Source organism: Halanaerobium salsuginis, from assembly GCF_900114545.1.
Classification (GTDB): domain Bacteria; phylum Bacillota; class Halanaerobiia; order Halanaerobiales; family Halanaerobiaceae; genus Halanaerobium; species Halanaerobium salsuginis.
This window is the reverse complement of record NZ_FOTI01000002.1, coordinates 111,367-123,100: the sequence shown is the minus strand read 5'-3', so window position 1 is coordinate 123,100 and position 11,734 is coordinate 111,367. Positions and strand designations below refer to the sequence as shown.

At 30.0% G+C, this 11,734-nt stretch carries 10 protein-coding genes and 1 riboswitch; of the genes, 8 read left to right on the top strand and 2 right to left on the bottom strand.

The features are described from left to right. The first annotated feature begins 26 nt into the window (after positions 1-26). Positions 27-221: riboswitch (cobalamin riboswitch) on the top strand. A gap of 137 nt (positions 222-358) precedes the next feature. From BMZ74_RS01550 to BMZ74_RS01530, 5 genes are all read left to right on the top strand, one after another. Next, positions 359-2,167, top strand: a complete 1,809-nt coding sequence (locus tag BMZ74_RS01550) for a TonB-dependent receptor plug domain-containing protein (protein WP_089858578.1) — start codon at positions 359-361, stop codon at positions 2,165-2,167. A gap of 25 nt (positions 2,168-2,192) precedes the next feature. Continuing rightward, a complete protein-coding gene (locus BMZ74_RS01545; protein ID WP_089858575.1) occupies positions 2,193-3,215 on the top strand; it encodes an energy transducer TonB in 1,023 nt (340 codons plus the stop codon). Positions 3,216-3,228: 13 nt separating this feature from the next. Beyond that, complete coding sequence (locus BMZ74_RS01540) at positions 3,229-3,909, top strand: MotA/TolQ/ExbB proton channel family protein (protein WP_089858572.1); 681 nt, start codon at positions 3,229-3,231, stop codon at positions 3,907-3,909. Then, positions 3,893-4,291 (top strand): ExbD/TolR family protein, encoded by a 399-nt coding sequence (locus BMZ74_RS01535; RefSeq protein ID WP_089858569.1) that lies wholly within the window; start codon positions 3,893-3,895, stop codon positions 4,289-4,291. Before BMZ74_RS01540 ends, BMZ74_RS01535 begins: the two co-directional genes overlap by 17 nt. A gap of 221 nt (positions 4,292-4,512) precedes the next feature. After that, positions 4,513-5,277 carry an SIMPL domain-containing protein gene (locus BMZ74_RS01530; RefSeq protein ID WP_089858566.1) on the top strand — a complete coding sequence of 255 codons (765 nt, stop codon included), beginning with the start codon at positions 4,513-4,515 and terminating at the stop codon, positions 5,275-5,277. 110 nt (positions 5,278-5,387) lie between these two features. Here BMZ74_RS01530 and BMZ74_RS01525 read toward each other — a convergent pair whose 3' ends face one another. Together BMZ74_RS01525 and BMZ74_RS01520 are read right to left on the bottom strand one after the other, a co-directional pair. Beyond that, complete coding sequence (locus tag BMZ74_RS01525; protein ID WP_089858564.1) at positions 5,388-6,104, bottom strand: potassium channel family protein; 717 nt, start codon at positions 6,102-6,104, stop codon at positions 5,388-5,390. A gap of 29 nt (positions 6,105-6,133) precedes the next feature. Continuing rightward, complete coding sequence (locus BMZ74_RS01520) at positions 6,134-7,621, bottom strand: TrkH family potassium uptake protein (protein ID WP_089858561.1); 1,488 nt, start codon at positions 7,619-7,621, stop codon at positions 6,134-6,136. A gap of 160 nt (positions 7,622-7,781) precedes the next feature. Between BMZ74_RS01520 and dprA the strand changes: the two genes are divergently transcribed. The 3 genes from dprA (at position 7,782) to topA (ending at position 11,589) form a co-directional block, all read left to right on the top strand. Continuing rightward, positions 7,782-8,927, top strand: coding sequence for a DNA-processing protein DprA (dprA, locus tag BMZ74_RS01515; RefSeq protein ID WP_089858557.1), 1,146 nt, complete (start codon positions 7,782-7,784; stop codon positions 8,925-8,927). A 63-nt stretch (positions 8,928-8,990) separates the two neighbouring features. Next, positions 8,991-9,479, top strand: coding sequence for a DUF494 family protein (locus BMZ74_RS01510; RefSeq protein ID WP_089858554.1), 489 nt, complete (start codon positions 8,991-8,993; stop codon positions 9,477-9,479). 31 nt (positions 9,480-9,510) lie between these two features. After that, positions 9,511-11,589 (top strand): type I DNA topoisomerase, encoded by a 2,079-nt coding sequence (gene topA / locus BMZ74_RS01505; RefSeq protein WP_089858551.1) that lies wholly within the window; start codon positions 9,511-9,513, stop codon positions 11,587-11,589. Positions 11,590-11,734: the final 145 nt, after the last annotated feature.

Sequence of the window (11,734 nt, the reverse complement as noted above, 5' to 3'; positions counted from 1 at the left end):
AACCAGAAATAATAGTAGTATAAGTGAATAATGTTTTCTTTTTAGGTGCTTCTTAATTAAAGAAGATAATAGGGAATCAGGTGAAATTCCTGAACGGGTCCGCCACTGTTAAGCAGTTAACCAGTTTAAAACCACTTGTATATAATTTACAGGGAAGGTTAATTGGTAGTCATAATTATTGCTGCTAAAGTCAGGAGACCTGCCTGGAGAGATAACGGCCATCTTCGAGACAGGATTGGTTGTGGGCTAATTTATTAATTAAGCACCCGCAATAATGTAGGGTGTTTTTTATTTTATAATAGGGTTAGTCTTTATCGAAGTTTGGCTGTGAGCAAGACCAAAAACAAGGAGGAGTAAAATGTTTAAAAGATTATTTTTAGTCATGCTTACAGCAATTTTAATTTTAATTGTATCTGTAAGTGGAGCAGCAGCAGAAATTATGGAACTGGAGCAATTAGTTGTAACAGCAAATCGTTATCAGGAAGATAGTTTTGATCTTCCAATTAACATTGAAATTATTGATGAGGAGCAAATAGCTAATAGTCAAGCTAATAATTTAGGTGATTTATTAAAAAATAGCGCTGGAATTCAAATTAAAGATAATGGTGGGCCTGGTGGTCAAAAAACAATTCATGTCAGAGGTTCAAGTGCTAGTCAGGTCCTTATTTTACTTGATGGTCAAAAAATAAATAGTAGTCAGAACGGTGAATTTGATTTAGCACAGATTTTATTAGGTAATGTAAAAAAGGTTGAAATTATTAAAGGTCCAGCCTCTGCAGTATATGGAGCCAACGCTCTTGGGGGTGTAGTTAATATAATTACTAAGACTGCTGCAGATCTGCAAAAATCAGAACTTGTTTTAGGGATGGGTTCTGCTAATACTTATCAGACTTCTTTTAATTATGGAACTAGACTAAATAAAGGGGATATAGTATTTTCTTTTGGCAGCCTTAATTCAGCTGGATTTAGAGATGATACTGATCATGATGAGCTAGATCGTTATTTTTTAAGCACTAAAATTAACAGATCACTAACACCTAATACTAAACTACTTTTTGCATTAAATTATCATGATTCTCAAAAAGATATACCAGGTACTATCAGTACCCCAACTCCTGAGGCAGAACAAGAAACTAAAAGAAATACTTATCAGCTCAAACTGCTTAATCAGCTTGCCCATAAAGATACGGAGTTAGTAATTTATTATAAAGACCAGAATCAGATTTATGATGAGGATACAACAATTTCTGGTGAATCAGATCATAAAACAAAAGAACTAAGCTACAATCTTAATCAAATTCAATACTTTGCTAGAAACACATTAAGTTATGGAGTTGAATATAATAAAGATAAAATTGATAGTAGTGATAATGGTAAGCATGATTTTGTAACTAAATCAGTTTATTTAAATGATAAAATTAAGTTAGCAGAAAGAATAACTGTTAATGCGGGTTTAAGATATGATGATCATGAAAAATTTGGTTCAGCAACGAGTCCCCGGATTGGGTTGGTCTATAAATTAAATCGCCATAATAATCTTTTCTTTAGTTATGGGGAAGCATACAGAACACCTACTTTTAATGACTTATACTGGCCTAAAACCAAATATTCAGAAGGGAATTCTGATCTGGAGGCTGAGGAGTCGAAATCATATGAGATTGGTTATAAGTCTAATTATAATTCATTTGGCTTAAATCTTAGTTTTTTTCGGCGAGAATCAGATAATTTAATTGATTGGGCGGCTCAAGATGATAAAATCTGGCGCCCTAGTAATGTCGATGAGGCTCAAGCAGATGGAATAGAACTTAACTTAAGTAAATCTTTAACTGATAAGTTTAAACTTGAGTATCAGCATACTTATTTAGATAGTAGAGATAAAAACACAGATCGATTACTTGAAGATCAAAATTATAATAATCTGATTTTAATTTATCAGCCAGCTAATTATTCAATTAATTTTAAAATAAGTCATGTAAGTGGCAGAGTTGATGATCTAGATAATTATACAATTTGTAATTTAAATATTATTAAACAAATTCAGTTATTTAATAATAATTATAAATTCAAAATAAGTATTGATAATTTATTTGACAGGGATTACCAGATTAATAATGGCTATCCAATGCCTGGAAGAAATTTTATGTTTAACTTAAGTACTACTTTTTAAGCTTAGTTAAAGAAAGGAGATAATAATGAAGAAAGATAAGTTGATCTATATAGTAGCTTTATTATTATCTCTGTTTATTTTTTTATTGATAGAAAAAAATTCTTTTTCTTTATTAGTGACAGCAGAAAAATATTCAATAAAATTAGAGCTTAAATTACAGCTCCAATTATCAAAGGCAAATAAGATTCAGCAGAAAACTAAAACAGATAAAAAGAAATTAATTAAACAACCTGAAAATAATTCAGCTAAAGTTGAACATAAAATGCCACTCAAAACTAACTCCAGCCAGCAGCAAAAAGCACCAGCAAAGATGACTTCTGTTAATTCAGCTGAATTAATAAATAAAGAAGCAGAGCCTAATAGCGATAAATTAAAAATTAACAAATCTGAGAAAAAAACAACTAATAATTCAAAGCTAAGCTCAGCAATTAAGCAGCCTGAAAAAAAACTGCAAGCTGATGATAAAACTGAAACCAAAATTAGCCAGGCTAAAAAGGATAAAGCTAAAACTGACTCTCAAAAGTTTGACCTTGCTCAATATTTAGCAGAGTTGAAAAAAGATCAGACTAATCAGCAAAATAAAAATGATCTTGAGCCGGATAATGAGATAGTAAAAAAACAGCAAAATAAATTGAATGATAAATATAAGTTTAAAAAAGAGCTCAAATCTGATGTTGTAAAGTTAAATTCAACTGCTGCTAAAACTAATCAAAAGTCTAAATCATCTACCGATCAAGCTTCAAAAGTATATGACTTAACTAGCAATCAAAATAGTGCAATACAGAAACCAACTGTTTTAGAATTTAAACAACCAGCTTATCCTGTACAGCTACAAAAAAGAAATATAGAGGGAACTGTAATTATTAGTTTGATAATTGATAAGACTGGTCAAGCTATTAAGCCAGAGTTAGCTAAAAGTTCTGGTTTCACTGCATTTGATCAGGCTGCACTAGAGGCAGCTAATAAGATAGTTTTTGAGCCAGCTCAACTTTCCGGGCAAAAAGTTACTGTAAAAGTTAAAATACCAATTACTTTTAAGTTGGAATGAATGGAGGTAAATAATGTTAAGTCAATTTATAGCTAAAGCAGGTTTAACTGCATATCCACTTTTGATAACAGCTTTTTTAACTATATTTATTATTATAGAAAGAGGCTTGTTTTTTTTACTTAATTATCGGCAGCTAAAAAAAAATAGTTATTTAGTCTTATTAAATAATTTTTATTTTAAAAAATCTGAACAGCTATCTCCAGGTGACTATTTAAAAAAACAGGGTCTGGCTGGAGCTATTTACAGTCAGGTTTTAAAGAAAAAACCAATTACCTGGCAGGAATTTAAACTTTATCTGGAAGCAGAAGAGATAAAAAAGCTGCCAGAGTTGGAAAGGGGATTAGGACTTTTATATTTTTTAGCTCAGATAAGTCCTACTCTAGGTTTATTAGGCACTGTCACTGGGATGATTAAAACATTTCAAATTTTGGCTAGCAATATTAATCCTGAACAGCTTGCTACTGGAATTTATGAGGCTTTATTTACTACTGCTGCTGGTTTATTAATTTCTATTCCAGCTGCAGGGTTTTATTATTTTTACTATGCTAAAATTAAAAAATTACGTAATCAGTTATTAAATCTAGAATTAGAAATTGAAGCATACTTTAAAAAGAAAATAGATTTAAGTAAACAAATTGAGTCCGATTTGCCTGAATTTGAAGAGGAGCTGACTACTAATGAAGTATCAGCCTAAACCTGAAAAATCACTTTTTAATCTAGCTCCCTTAATTGATGTTGTTTTTTTATTATTAATTTTTTTTATTGCCGCCTCAACTTTACAGGGGGAAGAATCTGTTTATCAGATAGAAATTCCTCAGGCGAAGTTTGGAGAACAGGTTAATAATGATTATTTAAATTTTTTTCTAGATGAAAATAATGTTATTTATTATCAAAAACATTCTTATAACAGTTCCGGGCTAATTAAGGTTCTGGCAAATTTAAATCAGAAAGATAAGTTAGATGTTAAGATTTATGCTGATCAGAAGACTGAATTTGCGGCAATAATTAAATTAATAGATCTATTAAAAACAAGTGGTTTTACTAAAATATCATTTACTTTACATGATTTAAAATAACTTGTGAGCTGGAATTTTTTTGAGATAATAAATAAACTCTTTGTCAAATTTAAAAAAGCAGTTTTAAATAGAGGATTTTAACTTTTTTATGAGAAATATATAATTAATCGGCTAATTTTTTTAAATTTCTTAGGCTGGTAATTAATTTAGTTTATATTTAAATTATAAGATATCTTTATTATTTAGCAAGATATAGAAAAGTAAAAATGGAGGGATTTTAAATGAATAAAAATATTGGTTTATTATTAGTCTTTATTGCCTTAATTTTGTTATCAGTTCTGGTAGTTAATGGTTTATATTTTAATAATCCAGCTGGTCAAGAACAGACAGCAGAGTTAAATAATAATTTAAGTTCTGCTGAAGATACTATTAAGACAAATTTGAGTATTAACCAGACAAAAGAATATGTACCAGAAATAGCTGATGTTGTAATTGGATTTGAAAATGAAAGTGCTTCTCAGGCAACAGCAGTAGAAGCTAATAACAAAGTTGTTAATAATTTAATGGCTTTGCTGGAAAGTAATGATTTAGAAAAAGTTGCTACTGATCAATATAGAGTTTATCCTTATACAAGATATAATGATAATGATCAAAAGACAGTCTATTATCGTGTGACAAATCAGATTAAATTTACAACTTCTGATTTAGATAGATTGCCTGTCTTAATTGCTCAATTATTAAATGCAGGAGCTAATAGAGTAGTGAGTTTAAATTATGATTTAAGAGATAATAATCAAGCTCTAAATGAAGTAACAACAATGGCTATTAATAGTCTGAAAGAAAAAGCGAAGTTTATGGCTGATAATTTAGGTAAAGAAAATTATAGAATTAAAGAAATTAATTTTGGTAACCAAAATATTTATCGGGTTAATTTAATGAAATCAGCCAGTAGGGCAGATAATAGTCAGGAATTTTCAGAAGTTCCATTGGCTAAGGAAGATGTAGAAATTAATGTTTCTTTATCAGCTGAAATAGAACTTTATTAATCTAAATTTTATTTTAAATAAATTTATTAATAAATATCAAAACCTGAGTAATTATTTTAATTACTCAGGTTTTTAATACTTAAAATTTGAATTTTTAACAGTTTTTTAAATCAAGATTGAGATTTGTTTTTTAACTGCCAGAATTTATTATTACTTTCACTTGCTAGAAGTATTTTAGCTGCTTCTTTCATATCTTCTTTAGAAGCTACTAAAAAAACTTGATTACCAACAAAAATTTCTTTATTACCCCGGGGGACAATGTATTTATCTTGTGCTTTATCATAAATACCAGCAATCACACAGTTTTCAGGGAAATGAGGCTGACTGACAACTTCTGAAATTTTCATCCCTGCAATTTTTGATTGTTTAGGGATAGTTAGAATTGATACTTCAGCTTTTCCATCGCCAAGAGAAGCAACTTTCTTAACCTCTGGTTCTTCAATATCTGTGACAAAGCTATCAACCATTAATTCCATGGTTGCAGCAATATTAGTAGCACCAGCCATTTGATAAGCCTGCTTATATTCTGGCTCTCTCATTCTAACTAAAATTTTCTCAGCTCCAAAATTTTTAGCCAATAAGGCAAAAGATAAATTAGCGGCGTCATCCCTCATCACTGCAATTGCTACATCACATTTTTCTATACCTGCTTCCCTTAAAATATCAATCCTAGTTGCACTTCCCAAGATAGTGATTGCTCCATAACGACTATAGATTTTTTCAGCAACATTTTGTTCTTTTTCAATTACAATTACATCATGATTCTGGACTAATTTTTTGGTCAAGTTACGCCCAGCTATCCCACCACCAGCAATAACTATATACATTATTATTTCCTCCTTTATTACTTAAATAACTACTCCCATGTTTTACGGCTGAAGATAACTATAATTGGTAGAATCTCTAATCTACCAGCTAACATACCAATTATATAAGTAAGTTTAATTATTGGCGAAAGAGAAGCCATTTTTTCTACTGAGAAAAAAAATGGTCCAATATTTCCCATAGCTGAAAACATTCCTGAAAAGGACTGCCAGCCATTTAAGTCAGAAAATATAGAAGTAATAACTCCTCCTATAACTATAATAATCAACCAGCAGTAAAAAAGTCCTGCTAGTTTATTAATTTCATCATTTTCTATAATTTTATTATCAAGTGTAACAGGCAAAATAGCTTGATCTGATAAGTATATTTTTTTAATTTCACGCTTAAATAATTTAGTCAAAATATTAATTCTCATTATTTTTATTCCACCAGAAGTTGAACCTACACAGCCGCCAATTAACATTAAAACTAAAAATATTTGCCTGGCTGCTGCTGGAAAGAAAGCAGAATTGATATCTTTTGTCCCAAAGCCAGTTGTTGTAATAATTGATGTTATCTGGAAAAGACTATCTCGAAATTTTTCTTCTAAAGGAATATTAACTGCTGTTTTTAAAATTATTATAATAATAGTTATAAATAAACTGCTTGTAATAATTATTTTTAAAAATGACTTTAACTCATTATTGTTTTTTATATTTTTAAAATCACCGGTAAAAAATCTATAATGGAGCAAGAAGTTTACTCCTCCTAAAAACATAAATAATATAAACAAATATTCAATTAAAATATAATGACTGTAGTTATGGTTCCTAAAATAAGCAATACTGGCATCATAATGAGAAAATCCTCCTGTAGAAAGAGTAGTAAAACTGTGAGTCATGGCATCAAAGAATGATAAACCAAGGAATTTTAAAATAATTGTTTCTAGCAGCATAAAACCCAGATAGATTAGCCACAGTATTTTAACAGTTTTAAAAACATTTGGAACAGGTCGAGCTACATTTATTTTATGACTTTCTGCACTAAATAGCTGCCAGGTCTGTCCTTTTGCTCTTGAAGATATCAATAAAAAGAAAGTCAAAATTCCCAATCCACCCAGGAGTTGAATTAAACTACGCCAGAAAATAATAGATTTTGGCATAAAATCTAGTCCAGTAAAAACAGTAATTCCAGTTGTAGTAAAACCACTTACTGCTTCAAAAAGGGCATCAATAAATGTTTTATTGAGACCTATTATAAAAGGTAGTGAACCTAACAATGAAACTAATATCCAGCCTAAAGTGCAAAGAATCATTGAAGTTGACAAATCAAGCTGAAGTTTTTCTTTTTTAGTTGGTAATTTAAGTAATAAACCAATTAAAATAGCAATAATTATTGAATAAAAAAAAGCTTGATATATTTGCTGCCCCTCTTTAAAATAAATTGCTAATAATAAAGGAATAATAATTATAAATCCAATAATAAAACTTAATATACTTAGAAAATAAAGGATCGTATTATATTTAGTTGATCTGAGCATAGATTACCTCCCTTTTACTGCTATTTAAATAGGTTATTTAAATTAAATCCATATTATTATTTTCTCGAATAATTTAATTATTCCTTTAAGTAAAGACGAAAACAGGTTGAAATTTACAATAAATGGATATATAATAATTTTAAAATTAAGGAGGAAAAAAATGGATAAAGAAGATCTGCGAATAGTTTTTCTCAATAACTTAACTGGATTTGGCCCGATCACTATTTTAAATTTATTAGAAAAGACCAATTCTTTAGCAGAATTATGGCGGTTAAATTATCAGTCTTTACAGAAAATAGGTTTAACTAAACGTAAAATAAAAGTCTTACTAAAAAATAGAGATAGTTTTCAACCAGAACTGCTTAGTAGAAGTTTAAAAAAATCCTCTATAAATATTTTAACAATTTTAAAAGATGAATATCCTACAAAATTAAAAGAAATTTATGATTCTCCACCAGTTTTATTTTATCGTGGTGAAATAAACTTTCAGCTGCCAGCAGTTGCTATAATTGGAGCTAGAAATTCTACAATTTATGGTAGAAAAGTTGCTTTTAGAACTGCCAGTCTTCTAGCTCAGCGAGGGATAAATATAATTAGCGGTTTAGCAGCTGGAATTGATGTAACTGCCCATAAAGGTGCTTTAAGTATTGATTCAGGTATTACAACTGCTATTTTAGGGAATGGATTTGATTATATCTATCCATCGCAAAATAAACTTATTTTTAATAAAATTGCTCATTCAGGGCTTTTATTAACTGAATTTAATCCTGCTGTTGCTCCTAAACCAGCTAATTTTCCTCGCCGTAATCGTTTGATTAGTGGACTGGCAGATTTAGTTTTAGTAGTTGAAGCTGGAGCGAAAAGTGGAACTTTAATTACTGTTGATTATGCCCTCGATCAAGGTAAAGATATTATGGCTGTTCCTGCAAATATTGATCGACCAACTGCAGTTGGCTCAAATAGGTTAATAAAAAAAGGGGCAGCAATTTTCACCGGGATTGAAGATATTATTGACTATTTAACTGATTATTTAAAATCAAGGACAATAGTTGATGATAATTATTTAACAAGCAAAGAAGAATTAAATGAAGTTTACCCAGACCTAGATAAAGATGAAATTAAGATTTTAAAATTATTTCAACATGAAGTAGAATTATACTATGATGATATTTTAAGATATAGTGGTTTATCGAGTGGAAAAGTTGATAAAATTTTACTGAAGTTACAGTTATTAAAGATTATAATTAGATTAAAAGGTAAAAAATATCATTTTAAGGGTTTACAAAATCTAATTAAACCAATATAATAATATACTAGTTAAAGATTTTTATTTTGAAAGGAGTATATCGGGCGAAAAAGCCTGAATTATATGAATAGAGATGTTATTGAGATACTGAGTATTTTAATTAAGAAAATGTTGAATGACCAGGATCTCTGGTTAGAACAGGATGAAATTATCATTGAACTAGAAGATAGTGGTTATAGTATCGAGAATATTAAAGCAGCTTTTACAGTTGTTTTTAACGAAGTCATTACAGCAGGTGATCAGGATTTTTATATAGATTATGCCATGAAGAGTGGTTATAATAGAGTTTTTACTAAAACTGAAAAAGTATATTTTGATAATGATGTTAGAAAACTGATTCTTAAATTAAATAAATTAGGAATTTTAAGTGCTGACCAATTAGAAATTATAATATTTAGAATGATGAATTTTGCAGTTTATAATGAACTCAAACCTGATCTGGTCTGGGAAATTATTAATGATGTTGTTGAGGATAATGAGACACTCTACTTAATATCTGATGAAATTGCTGAATTTAATAGTAGTATTTTAAAATATCAAAGGGTAAACTAGGCAATAAAAGTTTACTGGAGGTATAAATTTAATGGCAAAAAAAACAAGTAAAAATTTAGTTATAGTTGAATCACCAGCTAAGGCTAAAACTATTGCGAAATTTTTGGGTAGGAACTATAAAGTTGAAGCTTCAATGGGACATGTAATTGATCTTCCCAAGAGTAAGTTAGGCATTGATCTTGAAAATGATTTTGAACCAAATTATATTACAATTAGAGGTAAAGGTAAAACTTTAAATAAGCTGCGTAAAGCTGCTAAAAAAAGCAAAGAAGTTTATCTTGCAACTGACCCTGATCGCGAAGGAGAAGCGATCTCATGGCATTTATCACATGCTTTAAAATTGTCTGAAGCAGAAAATAATCGCATTGAATTTAATGAAATAACTAAAAATGCAATTAAAAATGCAATTAAAAATCCCAGAACCATTGATAAAAACCTTGTTGATGCTCAGCAGGCAAGAAGACTTTTGGATAGACTTGTTGGTTATCGTTTGAGTCCTTTATTATGGAAAAAAGTAAGAAAAGGTTTGAGTGCAGGTAGGGTTCAGTCTGTTGCAGTAAAAATAATTTGTGCTCGCGAAGAAGAAATCAGAAATTTTGATGAAGAAGAATATTGGAGTCTTGAAGTTACTTTGCAAAAAGATAAAGAAAATTTAAAAGCTGATTTATATAGAATTGATAACAAAAAATATAAATTGGAAAATCAGGCAGCTGTAAATGAAATAATTGCTGAAATAAAAGGGCAAGATTTTGAAATAATCAAAGTTAAAAAAAGGAAAAGACGTCGTAACCCTAAAGCACCTTTTACAACTAGTACTTTACAGCAGCGCGCTTCCAGTTTGCTTAATTTTAGTGCCAAAAAAACCATGTATCTGGCTCAACAATTATATGAAGGAATTGATGTTGGCAGTTCAGGAACAGTTGGTTTAATAAGTTATATTAGAACAGATAGTACAAGACTGTCAGAAGAAGCTAAGGCCGGAGCACACGACCATATTTTAGAAAATTACGGTGAAAAGTTTTTGCGCAGCAGTAAAAGAAAAAGCAAAAACAATAAAAATGCTCAGGATGCCCATGAGGCAATTCGACCAACTGATACTGAAAGAACTCCAGCTCGTATAAAATCCTTTTTAAGTGAAGATCAATATAAATTATATGATTTAATTTGGAAAAGATTTGTTGCCAGTCAGATGAGTTCAGCGCTTTACGAAAGTATTTCAGCGCAGTTTTTAGTTGCAGATAAATATAAATTTAGGGTAAGTGGATCACGGTTATTATTCCCGGGCCATCTTATTTTAACTGGCAAAGAAAAAGAAGATGAAATAGATCTTCCTAAGTTAAAAGAAGGGGATATTTATAATTTAACTGAAACAAATCCAGAACAACATTTTACAACTCCACCGCCGAGATATTCGGAAGCGAGTTTGGTAAAAACTCTGGAAGAAGAAGGAATTGGTCGACCAAGTACCTATGCACCAACTCTTTCTACTATAGTTTCGCGTGATTATGTAAAAAAAGAAGGTAAATATTTAAAACCGACTGAATTAGGAGAAACTGTAACTGAATTATTAAGCGAATATTTTCCAGATGTTACAGATGTAGAATTTACAGCTGGTCTGGAAAAACAGCTTGATGAAATAGAAAATGGCAGCGAAGAATGGAAAAAGGTTTTAAGAGATTTTTATGAACCATTCTTTGAGCGCCTGGAAAATGCCAGAGAAAACATGGAAAAAATTCAGATTGTTGAAGAAACAGATGAAGTATGTGAAAAATGCGGCAGTCCTATGGTAGTTAAATATGGTAGGTATGGCAAGTTTTTGGCCTGCTCCAGCTATCCTGAGTGTAAAAATACTAAACCCTATTTGGTAAAGACAGGTGTTGATTGTCCTGATTGTGAAGATGGGGAGATTATTGAAAGAACAACCAAAAAAGGCCGAACTTTCTATGGCTGTAGTAATTATCCTGATTGTAACTTTATGGTCTGGAACAAACCTGTTAAAAAACCTTGTCCTGATTGTGGAAGTTTAATGGTTGAAAAGACAACTAAGGCAAAGGGAAAGCATTATAAATGTACAAATAAAGAGTGTGGACATATTGAAAAAGCTGATTAATAAGACTGATAATTAAGACTGGAAATTAAGATTTGTATTTTAAAATAATAATTATTATAACTTATATAAGTTTGAAAATGCTTTTTAAGAAAGCGTTTTCTCCAGAGATTTCCAGTCACTGATTATTTAAAATAGATTTTTATTA